Below are 25,204 nucleotides of genomic sequence, written 5' to 3' on the forward strand. Positions count from 1 at the left end.
GGGGCGCGCTGGTTGGCGCGAACCCGGAACCAGCTTCCTCCGTCTTTGTCGCGCCGGATTCCCGATCGGCGCTTCCGGCGCGAACGCAACCAAATCCTGACCGCGGAAGGTCGGCAGGGCGCACGCCCTCACATACAAAAACCCCGCCGTTTGCGGCGGGGCCAGTCCGGGAGGAACGGTAAATTCCGGTGTCAGGCCGGGATGCGGACGTCGTCCTCGTGCGGTTCGCGCAGCACGTAGCCGCGGCCCCACACCGTCTCGATGAAGTTGCGGCCCTCGGAGGCGTTGGCGAGCTTCTTGCGCAGCTTGCAGATGAAGACGTCGATGATCTTCAGCTCCGGCTCGTCCATGCCGCCGTAGAGGTGGTTGAGGAACATTTCCTTGGTCAGCGTGGTGCCCTTGCGCAAGCTGAGCAGCTCCAGCATCTGGTATTCCTTGCCCGTGAGGTGGACGCGCTGGCCGCCGACTTCCACCGTCTTGGTGTCGAGATTGACCACGAGATCGCCGGTCTGGATCACCGACTGGGCATGTCCCTTGGAGCGGCGCACGATCGCATGAATGCGGGCGACCAGTTCATCCTTGTGGAAGGGCTTCGTCATGTAGTCGTCGGCGCCGACGCCGAGACCCTTGACCTTGTCCTCGATGCCGGCGAGGCCGGAGAGGATCAGAATGGGTGTTTTGATCTTGGAGACGCGAAGCTGCTTGAGCACGTCATAACCGGACATGTCGGGCAGGTTCAGGTCGAGAAGGATAATGTCGTAGTCGTATAGTTTGCCGAGATCGACGCCTTCTTCGCCGAGATCCGTCGTATAGACGTTGAAACTCTCGGATTTGAGCATCAGCTCGATCGACTGCGCGACGGCGCTGTCATCCTCAATCAGCAAAACGCGCATGCCAGTCCCCTAATCGTCGCCGCGCCGGGCGTCAGGCCGGCCGCAATACTTGCGGCACTGGAAACGCCTTTAAGCAACTGATTCGGATCCTGACGGCCCATGGTTAACAAAAACTGATTCTGTTGCGCAAGATCAAACGGTGCAATTTTTATCGAATCGACCTAAGATGTTGCACAGAAGCAGCTTTTCCTATCCGTTTGCGCTCAGGTTCCACATTAAAAGTCAGACCTAACCGACTCCCGCGACTCGCCTTCGTCCTGAAGACAGGCGCGCTCAGTCACCAAAGACAAGTGACGCAATGATTAACGATGCGGGTAAACACGAAGTTAAAGGGGGTTCGCTAATGCGCGGAAACTTAAGGTTTTCGCGATGAAGGGCCTGGCCGAGCAGGTCGGCGATCTCGAACGCGTCAATATTTATGGCCGTGTCGTGGGCGTGCGTGGCCTCATGGTCGAGATCGCCGGCCCCATTCATGCGATGTCGGTCGGAGCCCGCATCGTGATCGAGGCCGGTGGCGGCCGTGTCATCCCGGCGGAGGTGGTCGGCTTCGACGGCGACAACGCCGTGGTCATGCCGTTCGCCGGCCTTGACGGGGTGCGTCGCGGCTGCCGCGCCGTGATCGCCAATGCCTCCAGCCAGGTGCGCCCCGCCGCCTCCTGGCTCGGCCGCGTTCTCAATGCCATGGGCGAACCGATCGATGGCAAGGGGGCGTTGCCACAGGGACCGGTGCCGGTGCCGTTTCGTAACTCGCCGCCTGCGGCGCATTCGCGCAAGCGGGTCGGCAAGCCGCTCGATCTCGGCGTTCGCGCACTCAATACGTTTCTGACCTGCTGCCGCGGCCAGCGGCTCGGCATCTTCGCCGGTTCCGGCGTCGGCAAATCGGTGCTGCTGTCGATGCTGGCGCGCAACGCCGACGCCGACATTTCGGTGATCGGACTGGTGGGCGAACGTGGCCGCGAGGTGCAGGAATTTCTTCAGGACGACCTCGGCGAAGAGGGGCTCGCGCGATCGGTCGTCGTGGTCGCGACCTCCGACGAGCCAGCCTTGATGCGGCGGCAGGCCGCCTATTTGACCTTGGCGGTGGCGGAGTATTTCCGCGACCAGGGCAAGGACGTCATGTGCATGATGGATTCGGTGACGCGGTTTGCGATGGCGCAGCGCGAAATCGGATTGTCCACCGGCGAGCCGCCGACAACGAAGGGCTACACGCCGACGGTGTTCACGGAACTGCCGAAGCTTCTGGAGCGCGCCGGTCCCGGCTCCGACAAGGGGACCATCACCGGGATTTTCACGGTGCTGGTGGACGGTGACGATCACAACGAGCCAGTAGCCGACGCGGTGCGCGGCATTCTCGACGGTCACATCGTGATGGAGCGCTCAATCGCCGAGCGCGGCCGCTATCCCGCGATCAATGTTCTCAAGTCGGTGTCGCGCACCATGCCGAAATCCGCCGATCCGGCCTTCCTGCCGGTCATCACCCGCGGGCGGCAGGTGATGGCCACCTATTCCGACATGGAGGAACTGATCCGCCTCGGGGCTTATCGGCCCGGTTCCAACGCCGAGGTCGACGAGGCTATTCGTCTCAATCCTGCCCTGGAAGACTTCCTGCGCCAGGCCAAGGACGAGGTGACCAGCATCGACGACGGCTATCGGCGGTTGCAGCAAATCCTTAAGACCTTGGAAACGGAAAGCTAACTTTGTCGGGCCATCATTGGAGCCTCATTAGGGGAGTGCGGGCGTCGTGCGCAGCAGGTGCCAGTGGTGTCCTGATCAGATTGGGGCTTCCGGGAGTACGAGTCGATGAAGTCGCGTGATACGCTGATCCGCCTGAAAAAGTTTCAGGTCGAGGAGAAGCGACGAAGAGTGGCTCAGATCGAGAGCATGATCGCTGATTTCCAGCGCATGACCGTCGATCTGGAGCGTGAAATCGAAATCGAGCAGGAGCGGGCCGGGATCAACGATCCGGCGCATTTCGCCTATCCGACCTATGCCAAGGCGGCGATCCAGCGCCGCGAAAATCTGACCCGATCGGCGGACGAACTGCGCGTCCAGCTCGAAGACGCCAAGATCAATCTTGCGGAAGCCTTCGAAGAACTGAAGAAGGTCGAATTGCTGGACGAGCGCGACCAGGCGCGCGAGCGCGCTGAAGAAAATGCGCGCGAGCAGGCCGACCTCGACAGCATCGGCCTGATGCGGGCGCGCGTGAGTGCCATCATCGCCTGAACCATGCGTCGACAACTCGTATTCATCGAACCCGGGCCGCGTCGCCCGGGTTTTGTTTTCGGGCAACATCAGGCGCAGGCCGTCATGCGCTCGGGGCCAATGAAGGCGGACCATACATGCCGCTTGGTCTGGAATTGGACCGAAGACGGCGGTGCGATGCGATTCATTGGCGCAAAAGAAAACGCCCGTGGGGGGCGGGCGTTTTCCATCGTAGTCCACTTGGGGTTAGTGGGGTCCTCTACGACTCACGCGGCGACTTCGGGGGGCAAATGTAAAGAAGCCTCGTGATTCCTTAAATTCATCAGCGAACCACCATAGCGTCGGAGCTGGTGAGCGCCATCGGCTTGCCGGCCTTGATGACGCGAGCAGTTTGCGTATAGCCATCGTCGGCATTCACGCGCGCAGAAATGGCGAAGCCGGCAACCGCGATCCCTGCGACCAGAGCGACAACCACGATCTTCAGGTGGGTCATCCGATCCGCGCTGTAAATCGAGTGGTTCATTGGAAGCTCTCCTGCCGTTAACTCCCTTTGGAGATTTGTCTCGGTCGGCCGTCCCCAGGTTCATGGTTTCGCGTCCTGAAAACGTAGGAAGCGCCCTTGCCGTTCCGTAGGCCGCATCACAAAGCCGTGAAATAGTGTGAACCGGTGCGATCAAGCCTGCGCCGAAGCATGCTGAAAAATCCAGAGTTTTACAATTCTGTCAGTGTTTTAACGTTAAACGTCCGTTCGGCCGGCGTCGCCGGCGCTGGATTTACGTGTTCAGACTTAAACCACTTGTCTGATGCCAAAATGCCGCAGCCGCGGCGGCGTGATTCGGTGGAAGATCAGATGCTGCCGACCGTCTTGAGCCGGGCGCGGGGATGGATTTCGGCCTGAGACAGCACCGAGGTCTGGGCGCGGAACCGCTCGACCAGCGAGCGGACGAACGGCCGAATCGCGGCTGACGTCACCAGCACCGGCGCTTCGCCCTCGCGCGCGGCCTGTTCGAAACGGTCGCGCACCGCGGCCATGAATTCGGACAGCTTCGAAGGCTGCATCGCCAGGCTGCGTTCCTCGCCTTGGCCGATGATGGACTCGGCAAAGGCCTGTTCCCATTTCGCCGACAGTGCGACCAGCGGCAGGTAACCGTTGGCCGAAGTGTTCTGGGCGCAGATCTGGCGCGCAAGACGCGCGCGCACATGTTCGACCAGCGTCGCCGGATTGCGCGAGAAGGCCAGCGCCTCGGCGATGCCTTCGAGAATGGTGGAGAGATCGCGGACCGAGATGCGTTCGGCGAGCAGGAGCTGCAGCACGCGCTGGATGCCGGAGATCGTGATCTGGCTCGGCACGATGTCCTTGACCAGTTCGCCCTGTTCCTTTGGCAGATCCTTCAAAAGTTTCTGCACCTCGCCATAGGACAGCAGGTCCGACATGTTGGTCTTGAGAAGTTCGGTGAGGTGGGTCGAAACCACGGTCGCGGAATCGACGACTGTGTATCCTTTCAGCGAAGCCTCTTCCTTCAGCGAAGCATCGACCCACGTCGCCGGCAGACCGAAGGTCGGTTCGGTGGTGTGGATGCCGGGGATATCCACCCGGTCGCCCGCGGGATCCATCACCATGTACTGGTTCGGCCAGATCCGGCCCGACCCGGCGTCGACCTCCTTGATTTTAATGATGTACGTGTTGGCCTCGAGTTGCACGTTGTCGAGAATCCGCACCGCCGGCATCACGAACCCCATCTCGATCGCGAGCGAGCGTCTCAGCGCCTTGATCTGTTCGGTGAGGCGATCCTGGCCGCCGGGGCCGTTGACCAGCGGCAACAGCGCATAACCCAGTTCGATCTTCAGATCGTCGATCTTCAGCGCCGCCGAGATCGGCTCCTCGGCCGCCGCCTGAGCCGCTGCGGCATTGGCTTCGGACGATGCCGCCGTCTTGGCTTCGACAGCCGCGGCAAGCTGATGCTTTCGTGAGGTCCAGGCCAGCGCTGCGGCGCCGCCGCCGAGCGCGAGGAACGGCAGCATCGGAATGCCCGGCAGCAGTCCCAGCACCAGCATCACGCCGGCCGACATGCCGAGCGCCTGCGGATAGGTGGACAATTGTTTCATCAGCGCCTTGTCGGCGGCGCCGCTGACCGCGGCCTTCGACACCAGAAGGCCCGCGGCGGTCGAGACGATCAGCGCCGGGATTTGCGTGACGAGACCGTCGCCGACGGTGAGCAGGGTGTAGCTGTGCGCCGCGTCGGCAAAGCTCAGGCCCTGCTGCGCGATGCCGATGATCATGCCGCCGATGATGTTGATGAACACGACGAGCAGGCCGGCGACCGCATCTCCGCGCACGAACTTCGAGGCGCCGTCCATGGCGCCGAAGAAGCCGCTTTCGTCTTCCAGCGCCTTGCGGCGTTCCTTGGCGGTCTTTTCATCGATCAGGCCGGCGGACAGGTCGGCGTCGATCGCCATCTGCTTGCCGGGCATGGAGTCGAGCTGGAAGCGCGCCGCGACCTCGGCGATGCGACCCGAGCCCTTGGTGATGACCACGAAGTTCACGATCACCAGGATCGCGAACACGATGATGCCGATCACGAAGTTGCCGCCCATGACGAAGTTGCCGAAGGCCTCGATGACGTGGCCGGCGGCGGACGAGCCTTCATGCCCGTGTGACAGGATCAGCCGGGTCGAGGCCAGGTTGAGCGACAGCCGCAGCATCGTCGCAATCAGCAGAATGGTCGGGAAGGCGGAGAATTCCAGCGGCGTCTGGATGAACAAAGCGGTCATCAGGATCAGAATCGACAGCGTGATCGAGATCGCCAGAAAGAGGTCGAGGACCACCGACGGCAGCGGCAGGATCAGGACGACAAGAATAGTCAGAATGCCGAAGGCGAGCGCGAGATCGCCGCGTCGCAGCATGGTTCCGATCTCGCTGAAGCTCGGAAAACCCGAGACCGACGCGCCCGCGCCCTGACCCGCCGTGATGCCCGTCATCGTCGCCGTTTCCCCCCGCGAATGCCGGTCGCGCGCGCCAAGCGCTTGCGCGGCGGCCGAAGGGCCGCCGTTCCGAAAGTGAGGCACCGCACTGGCGTCCACGGGATCCTCCCCGTTTTACGCGGCTGACGACACTGACTTCACCCGGATTCTGCTCGGCAAAAATTGCCCGGTGTATGGTTAGCAAAGAGTTAACGGAGCCCTGTAGGCGGCTGATTTCCGGCCAATTTCGGCCGCCAGCAAAAGCCGGGCTGGCTGAGGAGGCGGCAACCCGCCGTTCTGACATCACGGGCCGAACGACTGACCTCGCCGTCGCGGGTGGCCCCGCCGCCACACTCCCGGGCTTTCGAGCGCGCCATCGTTATATTTGCGTCAATATGCCGCGATCCCGGACTTCCGCTCGGCGTCAGCACCGAGATATTCTAACAAATATTACGATCCATAAGGCAAATTCCGATTCAGGTTCATAAGGGGGCTGGTGTGGGGCGATCAACGGCGGTCATTGGCAAGAATTCATTCCTGTCATCGGTGGCGATTTTGGCGATGACGGTGGGCGCGGAGGCGCAAGATCTGCAAGAGCGCGGCGGGGTTTATCAGCTCGGCGAGATTTATGTTTCCGGCGCGCGGCAGGACCAGGGAGGCGGCGTCGGCGGTTCGACCATAACGCGCGACGAGACGTGGACATTCGAGAAGCAAACGCTCGACCAGGCTGTGAACCTCGTACCTGGAGTCGTCAGCACACAGTCGACCGCCGGGCAGCGCAACGAGACCGACATTTTCGTGCGCGGCTTCGGACGTTGGCAGGTTCCGCTGATGATCGACGGCGTGCGTGTCTATCTGCCCGCCGACAACCGGCTGGATTTCAGCCGCTTCCTCACCGGCGATGTCGCCGAAATCCAGATCCAGAAGGGCTACGCCTCGGTGCTCGACGGTCCGGGAGGCATGGGAGGCGCCATCAATCTGGTGTCGCGCAAGCCGGTGAAGCCGTTCGAGGGCGAATTCAGCAGCGGCGCCTCGTTCGATAATCGCGGTTCGTTCCAGGGCTGGAACAGCTATGCGATGCTGGGCTCGCGCCAGGAGAAATTCTACGTTCAGGGCAGCGCCAACTATCTCAACCAGGATTTCTGGTCGCTGTCGCGGGACTACTCGCCGTATCCGGCGCAAGGACCCTATGCCGGATCGCTTGAGGACGGCGGCCGGCGCAACGGTTCCGATACCCGCGACTGGCGCGTCAACCTCAAGGCCGGCTTCACGCCGGACGGCGACGAATACAGCATCAACTTCATCAAGCAGTCCGGTGAAAAGGGCGCCCCGCTCAACGTCTACAACAACCCGCCGTCGAGCCAGAACAGCTACTGGCGCTGGCCGGCCTGGGACGTGCAGAACCTCGCATTCATGTCGAACACCCAGCTCGGCGACGCCTCCTACGTCAAGACCAAGCTTTACTACAACACATTCTACAATCTGCTCTCGGCCTACGACGACATCAGCTATACGACGCAATCGAATAACGGCCGCTTCGACAGCTATTACGACGACAACGCGCGCGGCGGCTCGGTCGAGGCCGGCACCGATCTGATCCCGATGAACACGCTGAAGGCGGCGTTCCACTACCGTGAGGATTTTCACACCGAGTGGAACGACAACCGCCCGACCAACCCTGTCTTCCATTCCACCGAGCCGAAGCAGAATCAGGCACAGACGACATGGTCGGTTGCGATGGAAGACACTTTCCACGTCAGGCCGAACTTCGATCTGGTGGGTGGCATCAGCTACGACAAATACTGGATCGACAAGGCCGAGGAGTATAATAGTGGCGGCAGATTCATCTACGAATACCCCAAGGGTGGATCCGATGCCTTCAACTGGCAGACGGCGGCGATCTGGCGCTACAGTGAGACCGCACAGCTTCATTTCAGCGTATCGGACCGCACGCGCTTTCCGACGATCTTCGAGCTTTACAGCCAGCGCTTCGGCACCGCGATCCCGAATCCCAACCTTGGCCCCGAGCGCGCCACCAACTACGAACTGGGCTGGAAGGGTCGCGTCGCCCCCGACCTGCGCGGCTCAGCGGCGGTCTTTTATAGCGACGTGCGCGACCTGATTCAGGCAGTCCGTGTCAGCCCGACGCAGTCGCAGACGCAGAACATCAATCAAGGCCATTTCTACGGTTTCGAGATGTCGCTTGAGGCGCAAATCTCGCCGCAGCTTGCGCTTGGCGGCAACTACACTTTCATCCAGCGAATCGTCAGTGACGTATCCGTTCCGGGGTTCCAGCCGAGTGGGGTGCCGACCCATAAGGCGTTTCTCTATGCCAGTTGGCGTCCGCTCGATCGGTTGACGATCACGCCGAGCCTGGAGATCGCCAGCGACCGCTGGAGCGACGTCGTCGTCGGCACCCAGGCAGCGAACGCACCCATCCTGGCCGCCTTCCCCGATCCCTATATCCGCACCGGGGCCTATACGCTCGCCAACGTCAATGTCAGCTATATGCTGATGGAAAATGTCGAGCTGGCGGGCGGCGTCAAGAACCTGCTCGACCAGAACTACGAACTGGCCTGGGGACTGCCGCAGCCGGGCCGCACGTTCTACGTAAAAGCCCGAGCCACCTTCTAGTGCGGTAGTCGCGGAGGAGGAGATGCGCGCCGCTCGATCCGGCGCGCATCTCCGCACCGGTTGTACTTCGTCAAAAATCCCCGAGTGCCGATTGCCGTGCGGCGCCTGACCCTGTAAGGGATGCCAGCGCCGAGGGCGGTTGCATGTGCAATCTCCGGCCCGGGCCTGTAGCTCAATGGTTAGAGCCGGCCGCTCATAACGGTCTGGTTGCAGGTTCGAGTCCTGCCGGGCCCACCAGCAAAATCAGATAGTTGCCACTACCGCTGGGCGCCGCGTGTGCTTACCGCCCCAGTTATCGCCCCAGAAACGATTCCGTTTTCGGTTGGCTTTCGTTCGATCTTCGTTTCGTGTTTTGCGATCTTCTCCACCGCGTCGGACAGATAATGAGGGTGGTGATGACCATAGGTGTTGAGCAGCACGTCGAGCGACATGCCCAGATAGCCTGCGGCTTGCCATGGATCGGCACCGCGCTGCATCAGCCAGGTCGCCGCGGTGTGTCGAAGCGTGTGCGGCGAGATTCCTCGCCCCAGATCGGCAAGCTGAACAGCATTCTTGAATGCCGTTTTCACCGATGCGATGGCTTGACCGTTGTATGTAACGAAATGATCTGCTGTAGGTGCGGTCCTGTGCCAACGGCGAAGATGCGCCAGCAACCGCCGCGGAAGGGGAACAGGCGGCTGTCGCTTGTTGGTCCGCGCATCTCCTTGCTTCAGTCGATAGTAGATGCCCCGCTCGAGATCGACATAGGAACGGCCTATAGACGGTATCGGCGAAGCCGCGGCAATCGCACTGGCGCGCGTACCGGTATAGACACCTATCAAGATGAAACGCGCGAGATGACGGAGCGGCCGCTTATCCGTGGCAACCTTTTGTCCTTTCCGCTCGCCACGATGAACGGTCTGGATTTCGCGATAGCGCCAGCAGATCCAAATCAACTTCGCAGCATCGGACCGTGTCAGCCATTTGTCGCGAGGTTCGCCCCTGGAAGGCAGCGTCACTTTGACGATGCCGCGATGATACCCCTCATTAGCATGATAATTGATGGCCGATCTCAGATCTTCCAGATCGCGCCGAGCGCCACCCTTTCTTCCGCGTTGTTTCGCGTAGCGTCGGCATTGCTCTCCGTCCACCTCTGCAAGCATCTTGGCGCCCCACCAATCATTCAGGCGACCGATCCGTTTCTTGAATTTACGAATGGCTGGGATGCTGTCTTCGGCTTCTTCGGTAGCCTTGAAGCGGTCTCGCAGAACGTCCAGTTGCACGTCGAGATAGATCGACAATACGTCGCCAATTGGAATCGTCTCGATGTCCTGTGCCTTACGTTTCGGCTCATATTTCGAGACAATATACTCCTTCAGTTTCTTTTCCGCGGCCGCAACTTCATTTGCAGCGCAGCCCGTGCCGATATCCCGTCCGTTGTCGCGGATACGCCAGGTTGCTTGATGTGTAATGTTTCCCGATCGGTCTCGTCGCGCTGCTCTGAGTTCGAGCCGGGCACCTTTGCTTCGACGCGGCATAGCTCTCGCATCCGTTCAATGTGCGCCAGCGTTGTAAATTCCTTGCCGGCAATTCTTTCGACGATGAGCCGCTTGCGGTCGCGTTCGCGGCGAAGTCCAGACACCGTCATCCCGCCATGAGGGAACGCGATGTTAATCGCATCTGCAAGTCTTAACGGAGTATCGTGCGTAACTTGTCGAATTTTTTGATTTGCCATCGCACGAACCTGAACGGAGTCGGAAATGAGTGGCTAAATTCTCCTCTTGATAGTGTGACAAACATAGACTCGAAAATAAACGTGAACGCCTTTTGCTTCGGCGCGCGTTGTCGTGCGCGAGCGTTGTCGCGCGATGTTCTTCGTAAAGGTTGGATGAGAGCAGAGAGCGTCGTCGAAAAAATACTTGCGCAAGCGAAGATCGTTTCAACTGATCATAGGGGCACCATCGGGCCGTGTTTCGCTTAGCCCTTCAGACTACGAATCTGGGGGTCAGGAGTTCGAATCTCTTCGGGCGCGCCACCTATATCACTGATAAAACACCATTTTTCAGATCATCGCGAGCGCGCCGCAGATTAGAAAATCCAATTAGTCTGCGATTTAGTCTGCGGAAGTTCCCGAAAGGTTATCGTCGCTATTTGCGATTTCCATCTGCACTCACAGTTGGTGCAGCGCGGGCTGCGCTTGCTTTTTTGATGCTGCATCGGCGTATGCAGGGTTGACCGGCACCGCCGAGCCTGGCCGCATAACTGAGCGTGTCGCCGCCGCCGATGGCGATCAGGTGTTCGATGCCGAGCCCCGACAGGTTCGCAAGCACCTGGCCAGTCAGGTCCCAGCTTCTGGCTTCAATGCCGCCGTCGGTATTCGTGGTAACTGGGAGGTCAATGCCGACGAGATGGTCGGGTAGGGGCATTCACGTGACAAAGAGTGTTGCGCTCCAGCCTTCGGTTAACAGAGGAGCCGCTCCATGCGGACACGACATCGCTTTCCACAGAACCCCAGAACGCTTTATCGACGCCTGAACGAAGACGCGCAGCGCCTGCGTAAAGAGGCAATGGGGACCCAGCCAGGCGTTGGACGCGATCGGCTAGTCCGCAGAGCGCGGCGGGCGGAGATCGCCTCTCTCACGACCGAGTGGCCATCATCGCCGGGCTTGGAGACCCCGAAATGACCGCGAAAATGAATCACTTATCTCGGGGTCTATCGTCTATCCATTCCAATCGAGCATTCTTGATTGCGCAGTTCTTGCTCGGCCCGATGCTCAAACTCCTTATCCCTGCCTTTTGGAAAGCCAGCTTGCTGCCATAGCTCATAGGTGCGTCACTCGATTTGCTCTCGGGTTGGTGCCCATGCACGTACTCCCAAGCGTGCATGGCCGCGCTTATCCATTGCGACGCCTTCGGGCGGCATCCTCAGCGAGCACGTTCCAATCGGCGGCGAGCTTTAGCCATGCTTCCTTGTCGAGCACATATCTGGCGTGCTCGGCGTGCGCATGGCATTCGTCTGCTATTGCTCGGTAGCGTCCGATGTTCTGGTCGGACATCCATTTGGGATTGTCCGCGCCGTCCATCGGATCACCGCATGCTCTCGGAGCCCGGAGCGGGGCTCTCGAAGCTTTGGAGATGGGCGTACGCGCCCGTCCGGTAGAGGTTTCGCAAACCTCTGGCTAGTTGGCGGAGGTCATTCCTCGCCGCACTGACGGGGAGCTTGCGTGCGCGCCGAAGCGCATCGATCGCGTGCAGCAGGATCGGGGCTTGGGGTCTGCCGATCATGTCGGCGGCCGCAATCCGGGGGATGAGAGCCATTTCTCCAGGCGCGAAGCCGCCTCAAGCTGGCTGACTCTGCGCAAAAGGAGGTCCCGGTACGCGTCGGAAGGAGTTGTCGCGGCCTCCCGCTCAAGGCGTCTGACCTCTTCGCTGAGGCGCTCTTGGAAGGTCTTGTCGTGCTCGGCGCGGATACGCTGACTCATGACGCTGTTCCTTTCCTGGGAGGAAGGCGGAGCGCAATTCAGAGCGTTTCGTCACATACGAAAGGAGAGTGCAGGAGTGTGCGCCGAAAATTGACAAAGCGCGAATCTTTTTTGAGGAGACGAATTAGATTCTTTTTACGGGTCGCCGAACGAGCAAATTAATTTCTCTTTGTAAGCGCCTTGAGGAGTTTTCTGCGTCGCAATGCTAGACCGCCCGCCTTCCCGACGCGGGGCGGTTAAGTGCCAACGAGCACGCACAGGTGGTGAGCCGGACTTGCAGCGATTCTTGCTTAGTGCTCATGATGGTTGATCGTCCAAAAGGGAGTGCGGCAGTGGCAACTGGTACTGTGAAGTGGTTCAACGGGCAGAAGGGCTGTGGCTTCATCCAGCCCGACAGCGGCGGCAAGGATGTTTTTGTCCATATCTCGGCGGTTGAGAAGGCTGGCCTTCGCTCACTCAATGAAGGCGCTGTCGTATCCTACGAGGTTGTCTCAAATCGCGGCAAGGAATCGGCAGAAAACCTGCGGGTGGGATGATCTTTTCGCCCGCCGGTCACGGCCGGCGGGATTTTCTATTTCTGTCGTCCCTGCACACAATCGCGAACAAATTGCCTTTTTGCGCTTCGTTCCAACTCACCGGCGGCTCTGGTAAAAGCCGCGCCATTTCGCGCTTTAGGGCTGATGCCAGGTGCTATAGATCGCTGTATAAACTGCCTTGTCTTTTGCGGCTCTAATTTCGCTTGCGGCTTTGAGCGCCCGGCGCAGAAACGGGTCTTCCGTCTCTTTGGTCAGAGTAATCAGCTTGTTGCAGTTGCTGCAATTGACCTGCGCTTCGTCGCGGACGCGACTGGACATCTCTCTGAAAATACGAGTACAGGCCGGACAACGGATTTTCACTTTGTCATCCACGACTATATCCCCTGTGAGATAGGGCATTGTTGCGTAATGGGATTACAAAATTCTGAAAATGATCGATAGCAATGCGCCTTCTTATCGCGCGTTCGCATCATCCGAGCACCCGCTAGGCCGACCGCCATTCCTGATGCAAGCCCGATAGCTCCACGGCACAACGTAACTGCTCGCCCATATGCCACGGCCGGCGCGTTCCGCTTCTTTACTGAGCGCCAGTATACTTTCCATTTGAGTATCGAGGCCAATCGAACGCGAAGCCATTGCGCACAAGCCAGTCCGCTACGTCTTCGCGATCGATCGAGCATACCGCGACCATGCGCCCATACTGATCCCCGCGACAAAGCTGGTCGGACTCGGGCGCGTCGATACCCGACAAGCGAATGCGCTGTCCGTGAATTTCGAGCGTGTCGCCATCAACGATGGATGCCTGACCGACGATTGCTTCCGCGAGCGCTGGCGAGAAAGCGAGCGTGACAAGTACTGCGATCAAGAGATCGTGGGCGATCACTTCGCTTGATCCTTAGCTTTCCATTTGCCGTCGCGGATCGCCAGCATGACTTGAGCCTGGGGCGTGAGAATGGGATTTTGCTTGCTAGCTGCGAGCGCTTCGACTTCATCCCAATCGATTAGTACGGTGCCGTCGTCCTTCACTTCATAAAGCGCGGTATTGTTGAGCGATTGCGTGACTTTGACAGTCTTGACGGTTTTGGGCTCTTGGGCGGAGGCGGCGGCCGCAAACGCAAGCGCTAGAAATATAACGATAAAGCGAGCCATATCTGACATCTTCAGCCTGTGTGATCTATCTCACGGCGCTTGCTGGGGCAAAAGATCACTCTCCTACCTGATGGTGAGATGGTTTCACCGCCCGAGAGGAGACTAACCCATGAAACAGCAGAATAGCGAGCTTCGCGAGCTTTCGCCCGAAATGCTGGACGCCGTGAGCGGCGGAATAGTGCGCGACCATACAGATCAGTCCGGCAAATGGTCCAATACCATTGGCTTGCCTTGCTTCGAGGGCTGCGAGGGCGAAGGAGGTCTTAATTTAGGTGCGCAACCGGCCCGGAACCAGGACCACAGTACCGGAGGTGGCACCCCACAGGTGAACGATCATCGGACAGGCCACTAGATCACGAAGCTAGAACCTTTCCTGTCTGCTAAAGCCCGTCGCTTGCAAGCCGACGGGCTATTTTCTCACCGGTCGTCTTCCCAACCGATCTGTATCAGCCGCGTTCATCTGCGGCAAACTTGTCGGCCGATCCAGTCTCAGCCGCCTCAAGCCGTCACGTAGACGATGAGCACGACAAAGCCGCTGATCGCGAGCGTGGCGTGAATGCCGATCAGCGTGCCCGAGAGCCTTCTCCGTATCAATGTCCGCAAGGCGGCGGTTTTCGTCGGCATCGAGTGTTGGGTTCATGACACATCCGTTGCAAACGGTGTCGCACGACTATGACAATAGCGAATGCCCGATCTGCAGCGGAGATGGCGTCATCGCGGCGGGTTCGTCCTACATTGGGTAGAAAACATCGTTGAATACAGCATCGCCACCGATCTGGACGGCACGAAATCTCGGATCGCTAAACTAGCCATTCAACAGAGTAAGACAGAGCGTCCTTATTCCGACGAGAATCAGCGCCGCACAATAGAAGCCGAACTCCAACAAGCGCATTGCTAGATTTAGAACCGTCAAACTCGCAGATCAAGACATCTTCAGGAAGGTGACTGCGGAACACCGCTTACCGAAATATCGATACCCAATAGACGAATGGAGCGGATTCGATGGATCGAACATCGGTCTGCGGCTTGGAAGCCACCGCTCTGCCACTGAGCTAAATCCGCATAATACGAAGCCGCCGAGCGGAATATGATCGATCGACGACTTCGCCGAGGGTGGACCCGGACTTAGGGCAATGTCCGGTGAGAGAAGGGTAGCGCCGCGTAAGGCACGCGCAACAACAGGTTGGAATTAAGCTTTACGTCGGCGTTTCGGGTTAATTCTGGAACTCGTCGCAAGAGATCGATCGATGGAAATCACTACTGCATACTGAGAGAAACACCGATGGTATGCGCCTTGGCTGCCGTTGCGCCTGGTGTTCGCTTCAACGTCTTTGCAATTTTCGCGACACCAGCCTTTTGCTTCGCAAGCGTCTTGAGAGTGCGAACGTCGTCCTTCGACCATTCGCGGCGAACAGATGCTTTCTTCTTGGGCAAATCTTCACTCCTTCAATCATAAAACGCGCGGTTTAGCAGATCGCACGTTGTGTGCAAGCTAACCTCTCACACGAGGACGCTGTTGTGTTGCGGGCATTTGGTGACGTGCCGGATGATTTGAGTGAATTGTGACGGAAAGTCTGATGGTCACTCCTTCGCCAACGTCGTAGGTTCATTCATGACATGCATGCGAATAGCTCTCTCGCTATTGATGATGCTGTCTGTCAACGTGGGTATGCAGGGCGGAAGGTGAAGATAGTTTTCCGCAGCAGTAAACAGCCAAAGCGGCGCAACGAACTAGCTAAAGGGCCGAAAGCTCGGCCAGTTTAATCAGCTCAGATTTGTGCCCGTTAGCAGGGGACAAAGCTTGTCAGAGAACTTGCAATTGACGTTACACCCGGACGGTGTTGCTGCTCCTGCCCTGAGGGCGGCCGCAACTTGCCGGGAAATCATAGACTTCTATTTCAATGCCTTGGCAGGAGCCGATCTATCCAAGCCGCAGGAAGTAGAACCTGGCACTGGACCGTTGTTCCGCCTTCAATTCAACGGTGCGGAATTAAATGCAGAGGAACGCCGGCAGCGTCATGAATCGTGGATTCTGTCGAAGGCTTTTCAAGACTTAATGCGCGGCGTTCGGGCATCTCTGGAAGAGGCCTATTTTTTCATTCGACTGATGGATCTTGGAAGCTTCAGAGCTGAGATTTCCAGTACTCTTGACGAGATACTTCGGCCGTTCCGGGAAGAGGCCGCAAGCATGAAGTTTCCGCCGCTTCTTGATGCTGTTAACGCCCGATTAGATAAACCTTTGGTGTTCGGTCAAGCCTATCAGTCTTTGCAGGATGCCCGGAATTGTTTGGAGCATCGAAATGGTATTGTCGGTCAGAGGGACGCGAAGTCTGATGGGAAGCTGATACTGCAGTTCCCCAGGATGTTGCTATTTGTCCAGCGCGATGGGCAGCGGATCGAAATACTGCGCGGACACATTTCTAAAGGTGAGATGTTGAAGCTCAAGATGGAGTTGAGAAAACGAGAATACAAGATCGGCCAACGATTAGAAATCTCGGCTGGGGATTTTGAAGAAATCGCGTTTGCCTGTTGGCACTTTGCGGGAGAACTCGCTCGCAATCTTCCAAAGCAGCCCGGCAACTGTGCATCTGTTAACGACTAGACCAGGACGATCCTCATGGTATACCCAACCGGGGTCATAACCGCTGTTGTTGCCCCATGCGGTATCGGCGAGGTCCTCCGCCGTAGTGACGATGCGCACCGAGGTCAGACCCAGATCGCCAAAAACAAGTTCCTTGAGAGCGCTTCCGATATCGCGACCTATCTTCTCCTCGATTTTCTGGCGAACGAACAAGTAGCCAACGTTCGGATATCGCCAGCCATGGCCCGGCTCGAAGTCGAGGCGGTCAGCCCCAACGCGGTCGAGCAACTGCCCGACATCCCACGGGTTTTCACCGCGCCGAACGGCCTCGTGATAAGAGGGAATGCTACCGTAATCGGGTACTCCGGCCTGGTGCTGAAGCAACTGCCGCAGTGTGTAAGGCCGCCCCTCGAAAGGTTCGTCCAATTCCGCGCCCATCAACGGAGGTTGATGATCAACATCTCGAACTATCCGCGCGGCGGCATAGCTGTCGGTCGGCGTATAGAATCGATACGACGCACATATTTCAGGTGTGCTGAAGCGTACCGTGCGGACTGAGTGCGTCGATGACTGCCGGCAAGTGCTTAGCCAGAAACCCAAAAATTTGATCCGGTGGCATATTAAGTTCGGTTGAGATTTTGTCGACGACACCATCGCCCAGCGCTTTCTCCAATTGCTCCGCCGTGATGTGTTGGTTCGAACCACTCCCGAGCCATGAAGCGATCTGAGGGCCGAGCCCCGATTGACTCAGTTTATCGAGCAGCCCCTGCAGCGAACCCAAACTCGTTTGCGCTAAAGCTTTGGACAAAAGACCAGGAAGCAACTGCGCCTCAAGCTGTCCAAGGACACCGCCGGTCAAATTATCAAAAATTCCCATCGATTATCCCCCAACCAACCTCATGAACGCTGCGCCTGCGCCGAACAGGGCGGCCTTGCGATCTGCCACGGTGCAGGTTCGGGCCTGCGGGTCTCGGCCGCGAACTTGCGCAACTCTTCCTGGGCGCGCTCGATATGGGCGATATGCTCTTGAACGTTCACGGTCGCGGTCTTCGGCACCTGCACGCCTATCTTACCGGAGTTTGGGGCGAATACTACGCCCCAACGAGCAGGGGTGGTGGCCTGCCGCCGGGGTGCCCCCACCGCGCCAGCCCGATTCATGTTTTTTCCCTTGCGCGCCTGCTCTTAAGTCGTGCTCGGCGTTGCTTCGGAGCCTCGCTCATCATCGTCTTCGCCGAGCGTGGCAAAGAAATCATCGATTGTCTTCGGAAGCGTCAGGAAGCCCGCCAGAGGCCGGGATCAGTTGAGCGACAATATCGGCAACGGTTCGTATTACCTTATTGAGAGGCGAATCCCGCCACGCCTTCGCGAGCATGGCCAGCGCGGGGGCGCTGTTGCGGACCTTCATCTGCTCCACCTCTACATGTGCCATCGGGCCAAGCCGTTCCTTAAGCCACATGTGCGCCTCGGGCTCGGTCTGCGGCCCGCGCGGGAGCGCGATTGCGGTGGCCGCGTTATTGCCCTGCCAGTGCTTCCATCTCAAGGACGGGCGGCAGCAACCGGCCGATCACGATCAGGCCTGCGACGTTCTCGAAATCGTTCAGGCCGGACAGATTGCCGAAGTAAGCCAGCCGCACGTTGTCGGGCAGACCACCGGCCCGCTGCCACTCCTCCACGAGTGCCTTGTACGTGATGACACAGACGTCGCCATGGATCAGTCCGGCGCGCGCCTGAATGAATCGCAGAATGTCGGCCCGGTTTCGCTTGCCCTCGTCAACGATCACGCTCTTGCCGGTCTTTTTGTCGGTTCGGATACCTCCTTCACGCCTCAGTCTTAAGCCGCACGACGTTCGACTCGCGCTTCGTGGTCAGACTGGTAACGTGGTCTGCCCATAGGTTGAGGCTACCTCCCGGGGGCCGCGCGGTCTTCACTCATGTTCCGCCCTCCGCGCACAAACCTTCCCGCCGATCTTGAACGTCGGCATTCTCTTCGTGAGGTGATAGACCTGTGCCTCGGTCAAGTTGAGGTATCGCCTCATGTTGCTGCCGCGGCGCCCGGTTTGAAAGCGACATGACGCAGATGCAGACCTTGAAGGGCCTACAGTATACGAATGGTCGCAGACTCACCTGGGCACTCGAAGTCGCGTTCGTTGGTTAGTTCGTAGTTCTCTTGTGGGAGCCAACCCATCATTGTCATCCTGAATAGCGCCGGCCGTATCTCACGCCGCCCGGTGGCCGTGCGAGATTTGCGATTCTAGAAACTCATTCGCCACAATCCTATCGCTAAATGTCATGTGTAGGCCAGTTACAGGTACTGGAGCGATGTTAAAAACGGGCAGGGTTTGATCCAAATACGGAGAAGCCCAATGCCCGTTTTAAAGTCCCGTAGCATCGCGAGAATCGGAGGCTAGATGAGCGGGTGATAAAAGCTCTTGGTAGCGAAAACCCGCCGGGCTGATGGAAGCGTCGGCGGGTTAGGACGGGTCTTTAGGGCATCTGGCGATGGCCCGTCCTGATAGGTAACCCGTAGGGGGAGTGTTCACGGCAAAAGAAAACCCGCCGGCAATGTGGGTCACCGGCGGGCCCCGGCCGGAGACCACAACCCAACCTCTCTAACACGTGGATTGAGCTGCAGGCCCGTCCAGACTAACAACGCAGTGAGTGGAGGCATTCCTATGGGAAACCCGCGGCCGGGCGAGCGGGCGGTAGCGATTTGAAGCGCACCAGCGCATAGGCATCACTAGGTTCACTTCGGCGGCTGCAATCCCGGTGAATTGACCCACTTCTCAAGTATTATGGCGTTATCAGCCTGCCAGATTGCCTTCAGTAGTGCGGATCGCTCAGGTCCATGTGGAAGCGAGCCAACCTTTTCGCGAGCATCATCCGCAAGTTCTGTCAGGACAGATTTGGAGGCAGGGTTGACCATTTTGATGCTCCATACGCTATCTCCTAATAAATATATCGTAACGGGCTCGAGATGTCTATGCCGCTGGCATGTGCCATGGCCTACCGAAATTTAGCTATACGGCCTCCAAATATTACGATATATACATACAAATACGACGGATAGTTGCTCATCTTCCGTTCGTAGTCAGTCGCGAGGCGGCTGTCGGTGACCGGTCCAGGTCGCTAACGTTTCCCAGGACTTCCCGCGCCATGCACCAAAAATGAATGGCGCGGTTTTTTCTAAATGCTATGCGAAGGTGCAACGTGTGGCCTATGCGCTTTGGCGGCATTTTCCTTATTCTTGCTCTCCGTCTCTCGTCAGCCGCGCTCCCAAAACGCCTTCCAGGCAATAAGCACCAGCACAATGGCAATTGCCAAATCTGAGATCATAGCCATCGTCCGCTTTGAATTGCCTCGCGCATGAGGGATGTGGCCTATGCCTGCGAGCGCATAGTAGATTCCACCAACAAACGCCCCGCCGAACAGTAATTGAGGCCAGACGAGCGAAAGCGCGCCAAGTGCGCCCATCGCGAAATTGGCGAATCCGAGTTCTCTCACGATGCCAAAAGCAGACCGATCTTCAATGTGGAAGATATCTCGTGCAGTGAATGCAGGCTGCATAACTTGACGGATGCCAGCAATGAGCAATCTCAGCATTGGCCAGAAGACAAACCATTTCATGGCTGACGTGGAGAGCGTGTGACCAAATGCGAGCGCCTCGATAGCGGTCGAAGCGATCGGAAAAATCAGCAGAAGCAAAAGAATGGTGATGAAATACATTTGAGATATTCAAGCGCGACTTAGAAGGGAGAGCAAGTAACGTTCATCGTGTTGGGTGCTATCTGTCTCGGGCCGCTACGGCATGCAGAACATCTTTCGGCGTTGAAGGGTTCGATTCCCGCTTGATGGAGCCTGAACAGCCGTTCGATGTGACGCGAGAAAGCGCACTTCCGATCGTTGTCGCCAGATCGCATTTTCCTTTGGCTGTCTTTTCACGCCACGCCTCAAGGGCGTCCTTGATTGGTTTGGTCTAACCGAAGACCGGCGACGAAGCGCGTCGCCTCGATCTTAAACCTGCAACACGCCGCCTGCGGCTTTTTTCCGCCGCCGGCCAGGGCCGGCTTTGCACCGCGAAAATCAAAAAAGTCCTCGTCGGGTGCTGCACGCCGATCGTCCCCGGTCCATCGACCATCATCGAGGCCGCGACGGGCGCGGCCCGATCAGCAGAAGGAAAATTGCATCATGGCTACGATCGGCACTTTCTCACGCGTCGGCAACGGATTCACTGGCTCGATCAAGACCGCTACCCTCAACATCAAGTCGGTGACCTTCGCGCCGGCCGAAAGCGACACCGAAAACGGTCCCGCCTTCCGCGTCCTCGCCGGAACCACCGCGTTCGGTGCGGCATGGAAGAAGACCTCGCGCGAGTTGCGCGAGTATCACTCGGTCAAGCTCGACGATCCGTCATTCCCGGCCCCGATCTACGCGAGCCTGGTCGAGACGGACACCGAGGGCGAGTTCGCCCTGATCTGGTCGCGACGCCGCGCCGCCAACTAGGTGAGACTACCGGCAAAGCCCCGCTCGCAAGAGCGCGGCTTTGCCATGCTCATGTCCGCCGCTTTTCAGGACATACGGAGATCGGGATTGCACGGCTTTTCCGGATTTCAGATTTTCAGCATCCCGATCGGATCTTTTCCCGGCGTCCGCTGAAGCTCCCGCCGGAATTGTTGCTCAGGGCGCTGCCCTCGCGCGGCACAAGAAAACTCTCCGGCCTTTCGCGGCAAAAACGGCCGCCTCCCCGTAAACGGGTCCCCTCCATTTATTCCACGGTGCCAAAGACTTTTCTGGCGCCTTGCTTCCCCGGTCTCGCCGACGGGCAAGGGTTCAGGAGCGACGCTTCGCTTCTCTGAACCCCAAACCCGAAGGAATGGAAACATGACCGATAACGCAAACGCCCCCCGCAACGTGATTTTCAATGCCGATTGCATCGACGTGATGCACTCTTTCGACAGGAGCATGGTTGATTTCATTCTGACGGACCCGCCTTATGTGACCCGTTTCCACGACCGCGAGGGCCGGACCGTCGCCAATGACGACAACGGGCGTTGGCTGCGCCCCGCCTTCAACCAGATGCACCGCGTTCTGAAAGACGGCGGCTTTGCCGTTTCGTTCTATGGCTGGAATAAGGTGGATTTGTTCATGGACGCATGGAAGTCCGCAGGCTTCCGCGTTGTCGGGCACCTGATTTTTCGCAAGCGTTATGCGTCGGCGGTGCGCTTTCTTCGCTATGAACACGAACAGGCTTATTTATTGGCGAAGGGCAATCCTGCCCGGCCTGAACGGCCTATCTCCGACGTGCTGGACTTTCCCTATACCGGAAACCGGCTGCATCCCACACAGAAGCCCATCGAAGCGTTGGTACCGTTGATCGAGACTTTTACGAACTCCGGTGACCTTGTGCTGGACCCGTTTTGCGGCAGCGGTTCGACATTGGTGGCCGCGCAGCAGCTTGGCCGGGAGTGGACCGGAATCGAACTGGACAACCAGCACTATCGCACGGCCAGCAAGCGGCTGGCATCCCCGCAACATCACCGGGCGGCAGCATAAGCCGTCCTTCTTGCGGCACATGCGCGTCTGTCCGTAGGACAGGCGCTGCAAGCCCGGACATTTAACACGAGAACCCGGATTAGCGGCGGGGATCGAGCGGCGGCTGCCAACCATCGCGAGTTGAAGTCATGAGTTCCGATGCTGCCGCGGGTGAAATGCGACGGAATCGAAGCGACTTGACCATCAGCGCTTGCGCAAGCGGATCAGGTCACAGGGATCGACGCCGAGCGCCACTGCGAGCTTGCCCAGGACGCTCACGCTTGCTGATACTGCGCCGCGCTCGATCGAGCCGACGTAGCGCATGCTCAAGCCCGCGCGCTCGGCAAGTTCCTCTTGCGTCAGTTTCTTGTCATAGCGCAGCCGACGCATGTTGATCGCCATGACCTCCTTCAGGTCCATGGCGCACCCGAGGCAGAGTCGGAACGATCGTTCTAGGAATGATCGTTCCTATTCGGTATAGAAGGGATCAGATCCGACAGGAAAGTGATCGTGATACCGGGTCCTGTTGCCGCATCCGCCGCATAGCGATATTCCGATTATGTGGCAGGAGTTGCCGTCTAAGTCCTGTTGCGAGCGATGCGGATCATCTATTTGAAGCTAAGTCGCCGAAACTTGGAAACACGTCGATGAACAAGCCCACCTTCAAGGACAGCCCACCGCTGACCGAGCGGGTGAATGCTTACGACGAAGCACATCTCGCGACCTATCTGCGCCTGCTTGATGCCGCCGAGGAAGGTGCTGACTGGCGTGAAGTGGCGGCGGTCGTCTTTGGCCTGGACGTTGACGCCGATCCTGATCGAGCGAAGCGTATCCACGATAGCCATCTCGCCCGCGCGCGCTGGATGACCGAGAAGGGATACCGCCACTTGCTCGAATCGCGAATGCAATAATGCATAAATCATTCATATATGCGGTAACCGGGCTTCGGTGCTGCCGCTGAGTCCTGCATTCTGATTATCGCTCTTCCGGCTCGTCCCACATTGCGAATAAGCGAGTCGCTATCACTGCGCGGGGAGGCAGACATGGAGCCGCTTCAGGACTGGCGATCGCCGCAATTCGAGAATGAGCTCGGCCGCCTTGATCGTGGCGGCGTCAGCTTCGAGTTTCTCCGTCGCAACAGGCAATATCGGCGGGATTATGCCAAGGCGCTGACGGAGATTGCCGCGGGCGGCACGACCAAAGCCGAAGCCATCGCTCGACTCTCACGCCGTTGGGGGCTTGCCTTTCCCGGCGGACCCCGCTGTATCGGCCATAACCGCCCGTCCGATCTGGGAGCCGATCCACTCCCCCGCGGTGCTCACTGTCACGGCTGCTCCCAACGGCTTTGCAGCGTGTTCGCTTCCTGATCCGCGCGCGCTCTCTGTTCTTGGCGAACTGACTGGCGATGGTTTCCACGCGGTCGCCGCCGATAGCGAGGGCGATCACCAACTCTGCTTCGCCGCCGGCGCGAAAGCGGTCCGCGCGGCCATCCTGCTACCGGTCGATCCGCATTTCTGGTGGCGCTATCGCAATGCCGGTCGGCTGATGCGACGGCTGGAGGGAAAACGCGCTGGGCGCTGGCCGCGTGACCAGCGCTTGTCCGCCTTCCAGCTTCATCGTGCTGCATTGATGCTGCGTGCCTGGGACGGCATGGAATCCGGCGCATCGCGTCGTTTCATCGCCGGCATTCTTCTCAACAAGGACGTCGAGGGGTTGCGCGCCATCGATTGGAAGAATGCGCCGGAACGACGCCGGCTCGCGCGTATCCTAATGGCCAGCCGCACCATGATCGGGGGCGGCTATCTGCGCTGGCTCGCCGGTGCCGGGCGAATAGTGTAAATATCAGCGCTGACGAAACACTCGGCGGTATTCTTCGCCAAGCCCGGTGAGCCCAATCAACGCTTGACCCGGCCCTTGGGGCCGCTCCCATAAACCGGCGTTCGTGGAATGGAGCTTATGACAACGCGCATGCCTTTTCGAACCGCTACTGAGACAGCCCGCCTCCTCGGTGTCACTGTCAAGGCGCTCCGCGTCTTTGAGCGTCATGGATTGGTGCAGGCGCAGAGAACGGCGGCAGGCTGGCGGGTTTACGGCCCGAATGAGTTGCTTCGTCTCTACCAAGTTATCTGGCTGAAACGTCTCGGCCTGAAGCTCGTTCAGATCGGTGCCATCTTGCATGACCCAGGCGTCGATCTCGATAGGCTTTTGGCTCTGCAGGAGGATGTTCTGCGCGATCGCAAGCGCTCTGTCGATGACGCGTTGCGGTTGGTTGGAAAAGCCCGGGCCAAACTGAAGCGTGGCGAATCTCTATCCGCGAACGAGTTGATCGCTTTGACAACGGAGACAGCCATGACCACTGACGCACCCGATTGGGCCAAGAAGATTTCACCGATTGTCGACCGCCATTTGTCGGAACCCGACAAGGAAGAACTCAAGAAGCGTTATGATGGCGAGGCTTGGGGACGCCTCATTGCAGAGTCAAAATCTCTGCTGGGCACGGACCCAGCGGCACCTGCTGCACGGGCACTTGCCGGCCGATGGAAAGAGCTGACTGCCACAGTCACGGGCGGCAATCAGAAAATAAAAGAGAAACTCGCAAGTATCCAGCGCGATGCCTGGGCAGATGCGCAAACAGCGCAAACATTCCCTGTCACCCCTGACGTCCTGAAGTTCATCAGAGCCGCCGTCGCAAAGCTCGACGAGCAAAAGCATTGACCGATATCGGTAGATCCAATCGGTCCAGAAAGGCATTCGATAGAAGGCGTTTGCGAACCTATCGGTCGCGCAAATCTTAAGACCTGGAACTGGCGGACGAAGCCAGGCTTCCGGTCTTTTTCGTATCCCACGTCTTTGTCGCAAATTTCAGCATCACTCCGCAGGGGGGACACTTCCTTAGAGCCCCGATTTTTGTCACTCCGCCGGGGCGCGAATTTTTCGCCATCGTCGCAACCGACTCGCCGCCATGGCGGCGGTTGCGACGGAGGCCCGCAATGCCGGAGAAAACCGAAAAGACTTGGCCGAGCTTCGTGCGCACGCCCGAGGCCGCGCGTCTTCTCGAACTCTCCCCACGCACGCTGGAGAAACATCGCTGCGACGGCACCGGGCCGATCTATCACAAGCTTGGCGGGCGCGTGGTCTACGCGGTCGTCGATCTTCAGGCATGGATCAAGGACTGTGCGCGGCGGTCCACCTCCGAGGCGGCCTCCGGATTCTCGGACCTGTCGGCGTCTGATAACGCCGATACGGCGGCCTGATCGC

The 25,204-nt window shown here is 58.8% G+C and carries 30 protein-coding genes, 2 tRNA genes and 3 pseudogenes; 15 read left to right on the plus strand and 20 right to left on the minus strand.

The window, feature by feature from the left end:
• Positions 1-191 precede the first annotated feature (191 nt).
• Positions 192-893, minus strand: coding sequence for a response regulator transcription factor CtrA (gene ctrA / locus ACMDCM_RS02105; RefSeq protein WP_412772022.1), 702 nt, complete (start codon positions 891-893; stop codon positions 192-194).
• A gap of 369 nt (positions 894-1,262) precedes the next feature.
• Between ctrA and fliI the strand changes: the two genes are divergently transcribed.
• Together fliI and fliJ are read left to right on the plus strand one after the other, a co-directional pair.
• On the plus strand, positions 1,263-2,588 hold the full coding sequence (gene fliI, locus ACMDCM_RS02110) for a flagellar protein export ATPase FliI (RefSeq protein ID WP_412772023.1): 1,326 nt from the start codon (positions 1,263-1,265) through the stop codon (positions 2,586-2,588).
• A 105-nt stretch (positions 2,589-2,693) separates the two neighbouring features.
• Entirely contained in the window at positions 2,694-3,116 is a 423-nt protein-coding gene (gene fliJ, locus ACMDCM_RS02115; protein ID WP_412772024.1) for a flagellar export protein FliJ, read from the plus strand.
• A gap of 301 nt (positions 3,117-3,417) precedes the next feature.
• Here fliJ and ACMDCM_RS02120 read toward each other — a convergent pair whose 3' ends face one another.
• Both ACMDCM_RS02120 and flhA read right to left on the minus strand, forming a co-directional pair.
• A complete protein-coding gene (locus ACMDCM_RS02120) occupies positions 3,418-3,618 on the minus strand; it encodes a hypothetical protein (RefSeq protein ID WP_412772025.1) in 201 nt (66 codons plus the stop codon).
• 323 nt (positions 3,619-3,941) lie between these two features.
• Entirely contained in the window at positions 3,942-6,176 is a 2,235-nt protein-coding gene (gene flhA / locus ACMDCM_RS02125) for a flagellar biosynthesis protein FlhA (RefSeq protein WP_412772026.1), read from the minus strand.
• A gap of 441 nt (positions 6,177-6,617) precedes the next feature.
• Here flhA and ACMDCM_RS02130 point away from each other — a divergent pair, with 441 nt between their 5' ends.
• Positions 6,618-8,690 carry a TonB-dependent receptor plug domain-containing protein gene (locus ACMDCM_RS02130; RefSeq protein ID WP_412772027.1) on the plus strand — a complete coding sequence of 691 codons (2,073 nt, stop codon included), beginning with the start codon at positions 6,618-6,620 and terminating at the stop codon, positions 8,688-8,690.
• 161 nt (positions 8,691-8,851) lie between these two features.
• Positions 8,852-8,927: transfer RNA gene (locus tag ACMDCM_RS02135), tRNA-Ile, on the plus strand.
• Between the two features lie 20 nt (positions 8,928-8,947).
• Here the strand turns inward: ACMDCM_RS02135 and ACMDCM_RS02140 are convergent.
• Positions 8,948-10,207, minus strand: coding sequence for a tyrosine-type recombinase/integrase (locus ACMDCM_RS02140; RefSeq protein ID WP_412772028.1), 1,260 nt, complete (start codon positions 10,205-10,207; stop codon positions 8,948-8,950).
• A gap of 693 nt (positions 10,208-10,900) precedes the next feature.
• Between ACMDCM_RS02140 and ACMDCM_RS02145 the strand changes: the two genes are divergently transcribed.
• On the plus strand, positions 10,901-11,089 hold the full coding sequence (locus ACMDCM_RS02145) for a hypothetical protein (RefSeq protein WP_412772029.1): 189 nt from the start codon (positions 10,901-10,903) through the stop codon (positions 11,087-11,089).
• Positions 11,090-11,382: 293 nt separating this feature from the next.
• Here ACMDCM_RS02145 and ACMDCM_RS02150 read toward each other — a convergent pair.
• From ACMDCM_RS02150 to ACMDCM_RS02160, 3 genes and pseudogenes are all read right to left on the minus strand, one after another.
• Positions 11,383-11,484: pseudogene (locus tag ACMDCM_RS02150) on the minus strand (hypothetical protein); the annotation flags it as partial.
• Between the two features lie 79 nt (positions 11,485-11,563).
• Positions 11,564-11,752, minus strand: a complete 189-nt coding sequence (locus ACMDCM_RS02155; RefSeq protein ID WP_412772030.1) for a hypothetical protein — start codon at positions 11,750-11,752, stop codon at positions 11,564-11,566.
• Between the two features lie 198 nt (positions 11,753-11,950).
• Positions 11,951-12,151 carry a hypothetical protein gene (locus ACMDCM_RS02160; protein WP_412772031.1) on the minus strand — a complete coding sequence of 67 codons (201 nt, stop codon included), beginning with the start codon at positions 12,149-12,151 and terminating at the stop codon, positions 11,951-11,953.
• Positions 12,152-12,483: 332 nt separating this feature from the next.
• Here ACMDCM_RS02160 and ACMDCM_RS02165 point away from each other — a divergent pair, with 332 nt between their 5' ends.
• The gene (locus ACMDCM_RS02165; RefSeq protein ID WP_412774635.1) at positions 12,484-12,687 is read left to right on the plus strand and encodes a cold-shock protein; all 204 of its coding nucleotides are present in this window, start codon (positions 12,484-12,486) and stop codon (positions 12,685-12,687) included.
• Positions 12,688-12,822: 135 nt separating this feature from the next.
• On the opposite strand, the gene ACMDCM_RS02170 is transcribed toward ACMDCM_RS02165, so the two are convergent.
• From ACMDCM_RS02170 to ACMDCM_RS02185, 4 genes and pseudogenes are all read right to left on the minus strand, one after another.
• Positions 12,823-13,059, minus strand: a complete 237-nt coding sequence (locus ACMDCM_RS02170; protein ID WP_412772032.1) for a hypothetical protein — start codon at positions 13,057-13,059, stop codon at positions 12,823-12,825.
• Between the two features lie 81 nt (positions 13,060-13,140).
• A pseudogene (locus tag ACMDCM_RS02175) lies at positions 13,141-13,570 on the minus strand (thermonuclease family protein).
• Complete coding sequence (locus ACMDCM_RS02180) at positions 13,567-13,836, minus strand: hypothetical protein (protein WP_412772033.1); 270 nt, start codon at positions 13,834-13,836, stop codon at positions 13,567-13,569. The pseudogene ACMDCM_RS02175 and the gene ACMDCM_RS02180 overlap by 4 nt, the downstream one beginning before the upstream one ends.
• 498 nt (positions 13,837-14,334) lie before the next feature.
• Positions 14,335-14,460 carry a hypothetical protein gene (locus ACMDCM_RS02185; protein ID WP_412772034.1) on the minus strand — a complete coding sequence of 42 codons (126 nt, stop codon included), beginning with the start codon at positions 14,458-14,460 and terminating at the stop codon, positions 14,335-14,337.
• 61 nt (positions 14,461-14,521) lie between these two features.
• Here ACMDCM_RS02185 and ACMDCM_RS02190 point away from each other — a divergent pair, with 61 nt between their 5' ends.
• Positions 14,522-14,734, plus strand: coding sequence for a hypothetical protein (locus tag ACMDCM_RS02190; protein WP_412772035.1), 213 nt, complete (start codon positions 14,522-14,524; stop codon positions 14,732-14,734).
• A 91-nt stretch (positions 14,735-14,825) separates the two neighbouring features.
• Here ACMDCM_RS02190 and ACMDCM_RS02195 read toward each other — a convergent pair.
• Both ACMDCM_RS02195 and ACMDCM_RS02200 read right to left on the minus strand, forming a co-directional pair.
• A tRNA-OTHER gene (locus ACMDCM_RS02195) sits at positions 14,826-14,898 on the minus strand.
• Between the two features lie 195 nt (positions 14,899-15,093).
• Positions 15,094-15,270, minus strand: coding sequence for a hypothetical protein (locus ACMDCM_RS02200; RefSeq protein WP_412772036.1), 177 nt, complete (start codon positions 15,268-15,270; stop codon positions 15,094-15,096).
• Positions 15,271-15,637: 367 nt separating this feature from the next.
• Between ACMDCM_RS02200 and ACMDCM_RS02205 the strand changes: the two genes are divergently transcribed.
• On the plus strand, positions 15,638-16,438 hold the full coding sequence (locus ACMDCM_RS02205; protein ID WP_412772037.1) for a hypothetical protein: 801 nt from the start codon (positions 15,638-15,640) through the stop codon (positions 16,436-16,438).
• On the opposite strand, the gene ACMDCM_RS02210 is transcribed toward ACMDCM_RS02205, so the two are convergent.
• From ACMDCM_RS02210 to ACMDCM_RS02235, 6 genes are all read right to left on the minus strand, one after another.
• A complete protein-coding gene (locus tag ACMDCM_RS02210) occupies positions 16,322-16,855 on the minus strand; it encodes a serine hydrolase (protein ID WP_412772038.1) in 534 nt (177 codons plus the stop codon). The two genes, ACMDCM_RS02205 and ACMDCM_RS02210, sit on opposite strands and share 117 nt — an antisense overlap.
• Before the next feature lie 88 nt (positions 16,856-16,943).
• On the minus strand, positions 16,944-17,294 hold the full coding sequence (locus ACMDCM_RS02215) for a YidB family protein (RefSeq protein WP_412772039.1): 351 nt from the start codon (positions 17,292-17,294) through the stop codon (positions 16,944-16,946).
• A 20-nt stretch (positions 17,295-17,314) separates the two neighbouring features.
• Positions 17,315-17,479, minus strand: coding sequence for a hypothetical protein (locus ACMDCM_RS02220; RefSeq protein WP_412772040.1), 165 nt, complete (start codon positions 17,477-17,479; stop codon positions 17,315-17,317).
• Positions 17,480-17,666: 187 nt separating this feature from the next.
• The gene (locus ACMDCM_RS02225) at positions 17,667-17,873 is read right to left on the minus strand and encodes a hypothetical protein (RefSeq protein ID WP_412772041.1); all 207 of its coding nucleotides are present in this window, start codon (positions 17,871-17,873) and stop codon (positions 17,667-17,669) included.
• Positions 17,874-17,928: 55 nt separating this feature from the next.
• Positions 17,929-18,198 carry a hypothetical protein gene (locus ACMDCM_RS02230; protein WP_412772042.1) on the minus strand — a complete coding sequence of 90 codons (270 nt, stop codon included), beginning with the start codon at positions 18,196-18,198 and terminating at the stop codon, positions 17,929-17,931.
• Positions 18,199-19,678: 1,480 nt separating this feature from the next.
• Entirely contained in the window at positions 19,679-20,140 is a 462-nt protein-coding gene (locus ACMDCM_RS02235; RefSeq protein ID WP_412772043.1) for a hypothetical protein, read from the minus strand.
• 462 nt (positions 20,141-20,602) lie between these two features.
• On the opposite strand from ACMDCM_RS02235, the gene ACMDCM_RS02240 reads away from it, so the two are divergent.
• Together ACMDCM_RS02240 and ACMDCM_RS02245 are read left to right on the plus strand one after the other, a co-directional pair.
• Positions 20,603-20,917, plus strand: coding sequence for a DUF736 domain-containing protein (locus ACMDCM_RS02240; protein ID WP_412772044.1), 315 nt, complete (start codon positions 20,603-20,605; stop codon positions 20,915-20,917).
• A 378-nt stretch (positions 20,918-21,295) separates the two neighbouring features.
• Positions 21,296-21,967, plus strand: coding sequence for a DNA methyltransferase (locus ACMDCM_RS02245; RefSeq protein ID WP_412772045.1), 672 nt, complete (start codon positions 21,296-21,298; stop codon positions 21,965-21,967).
• A gap of 183 nt (positions 21,968-22,150) precedes the next feature.
• Here the strand turns inward: ACMDCM_RS02245 and ACMDCM_RS02250 are convergent, their stop codons facing one another.
• Positions 22,151-22,366, minus strand: coding sequence for a helix-turn-helix domain-containing protein (locus ACMDCM_RS02250; RefSeq protein ID WP_412772046.1), 216 nt, complete (start codon positions 22,364-22,366; stop codon positions 22,151-22,153).
• A gap of 227 nt (positions 22,367-22,593) precedes the next feature.
• Between ACMDCM_RS02250 and ACMDCM_RS02255 the strand changes: the two genes are divergently transcribed.
• The 5 genes and pseudogenes from ACMDCM_RS02255 (at position 22,594) to ACMDCM_RS02275 (ending at position 25,200) form a co-directional block, all read left to right on the plus strand.
• Positions 22,594-22,857 (plus strand): DNA -binding domain-containing protein, encoded by a 264-nt coding sequence (locus tag ACMDCM_RS02255; RefSeq protein WP_412772047.1) that lies wholly within the window; start codon positions 22,594-22,596, stop codon positions 22,855-22,857.
• Positions 22,858-22,989: 132 nt separating this feature from the next.
• A pseudogene (locus ACMDCM_RS02260) lies at positions 22,990-23,136 on the plus strand (transcriptional regulator domain-containing protein); the annotation flags it as partial.
• 49 nt (positions 23,137-23,185) lie between these two features.
• Positions 23,186-23,785 (plus strand): DUF2285 domain-containing protein, encoded by a 600-nt coding sequence (locus ACMDCM_RS02265; RefSeq protein WP_412772048.1) that lies wholly within the window; start codon positions 23,186-23,188, stop codon positions 23,783-23,785.
• A gap of 117 nt (positions 23,786-23,902) precedes the next feature.
• On the plus strand, positions 23,903-24,661 hold the full coding sequence (locus tag ACMDCM_RS02270) for a MerR family transcriptional regulator (RefSeq protein ID WP_412772049.1): 759 nt from the start codon (positions 23,903-23,905) through the stop codon (positions 24,659-24,661).
• Positions 24,662-24,936: 275 nt separating this feature from the next.
• Positions 24,937-25,200 (plus strand): helix-turn-helix transcriptional regulator, encoded by a 264-nt coding sequence (locus ACMDCM_RS02275; RefSeq protein WP_412772050.1) that lies wholly within the window; start codon positions 24,937-24,939, stop codon positions 25,198-25,200.
• The last annotated feature ends 4 nt before the right edge of the window (positions 25,201-25,204 follow it).

The sequence above is a fragment of the Nitrobacter sp. genome (assembly GCF_047149785.1).
In the GTDB taxonomy this organism is placed as follows: Bacteria; Pseudomonadota; Alphaproteobacteria; order Rhizobiales; family Xanthobacteraceae; genus Nitrobacter.

Coding starts and splice junctions, on each gene's coding strand:
- ctrA (WP_412772022.1), bottom strand. CDS start 893: ATGCGCGTTTTGCTGATTGAGGATGACAGCGCCGTCGCGCAGTCGATC.
- fliI (WP_412772023.1), top strand. CDS start 1,263: ATGAAGGGCCTGGCCGAGCAGGTCGGCGATCTCGAACGCGTCAATATT.
- fliJ (WP_412772024.1), top strand. CDS start 2,694: ATGAAGTCGCGTGATACGCTGATCCGCCTGAAAAAGTTTCAGGTCGAG.
- ACMDCM_RS02120 (WP_412772025.1), bottom strand. CDS start 3,618: ATGAACCACTCGATTTACAGCGCGGATCGGATGACCCACCTGAAGATC.
- ACMDCM_RS02130 (WP_412772027.1), top strand. CDS start 6,618: ATGACGGTGGGCGCGGAGGCGCAAGATCTGCAAGAGCGCGGCGGGGTT.
- ACMDCM_RS02140 (WP_412772028.1), bottom strand. CDS start 10,207: ATGCCGCGTCGAAGCAAAGGTGCCCGGCTCGAACTCAGAGCAGCGCGA.
- ACMDCM_RS02155 (WP_412772030.1), bottom strand. CDS start 11,752: ATGGACGGCGCGGACAATCCCAAATGGATGTCCGACCAGAACATCGGA.
- ACMDCM_RS02160 (WP_412772031.1), bottom strand. CDS start 12,151: ATGAGTCAGCGTATCCGCGCCGAGCACGACAAGACCTTCCAAGAGCGC.
- ACMDCM_RS02180 (WP_412772033.1), bottom strand. CDS start 13,836: ATGGCTCGCTTTATCGTTATATTTCTAGCGCTTGCGTTTGCGGCCGCC.
- ACMDCM_RS02185 (WP_412772034.1), bottom strand. CDS start 14,460: ATGCCGACGAAAACCGCCGCCTTGCGGACATTGATACGGAGAAGGCTC.
- ACMDCM_RS02190 (WP_412772035.1), top strand. CDS start 14,522: ATGCCCGATCTGCAGCGGAGATGGCGTCATCGCGGCGGGTTCGTCCTA.
- ACMDCM_RS02210 (WP_412772038.1), bottom strand. CDS start 16,855: ATGGGCGCGGAATTGGACGAACCTTTCGAGGGGCGGCCTTACACACTG.
- ACMDCM_RS02215 (WP_412772039.1), bottom strand. CDS start 17,294: ATGGGAATTTTTGATAATTTGACCGGCGGTGTCCTTGGACAGCTTGAG.
- ACMDCM_RS02225 (WP_412772041.1), bottom strand. CDS start 17,873: ATGTGGCTTAAGGAACGGCTTGGCCCGATGGCACATGTAGAGGTGGAG.
- ACMDCM_RS02235 (WP_412772043.1), bottom strand. CDS start 20,140: ATGTATTTCATCACCATTCTTTTGCTTCTGCTGATTTTTCCGATCGCT.
- ACMDCM_RS02240 (WP_412772044.1), top strand. CDS start 20,603: ATGGCTACGATCGGCACTTTCTCACGCGTCGGCAACGGATTCACTGGC.
- ACMDCM_RS02245 (WP_412772045.1), top strand. CDS start 21,296: ATGACCGATAACGCAAACGCCCCCCGCAACGTGATTTTCAATGCCGAT.
- ACMDCM_RS02250 (WP_412772046.1), bottom strand. CDS start 22,366: ATGGACCTGAAGGAGGTCATGGCGATCAACATGCGTCGGCTGCGCTAT.
- ACMDCM_RS02255 (WP_412772047.1), top strand. CDS start 22,594: ATGAACAAGCCCACCTTCAAGGACAGCCCACCGCTGACCGAGCGGGTG.
- ACMDCM_RS02270 (WP_412772049.1), top strand. CDS start 23,903: ATGACAACGCGCATGCCTTTTCGAACCGCTACTGAGACAGCCCGCCTC.
- ACMDCM_RS02275 (WP_412772050.1), top strand. CDS start 24,937: ATGCCGGAGAAAACCGAAAAGACTTGGCCGAGCTTCGTGCGCACGCCC.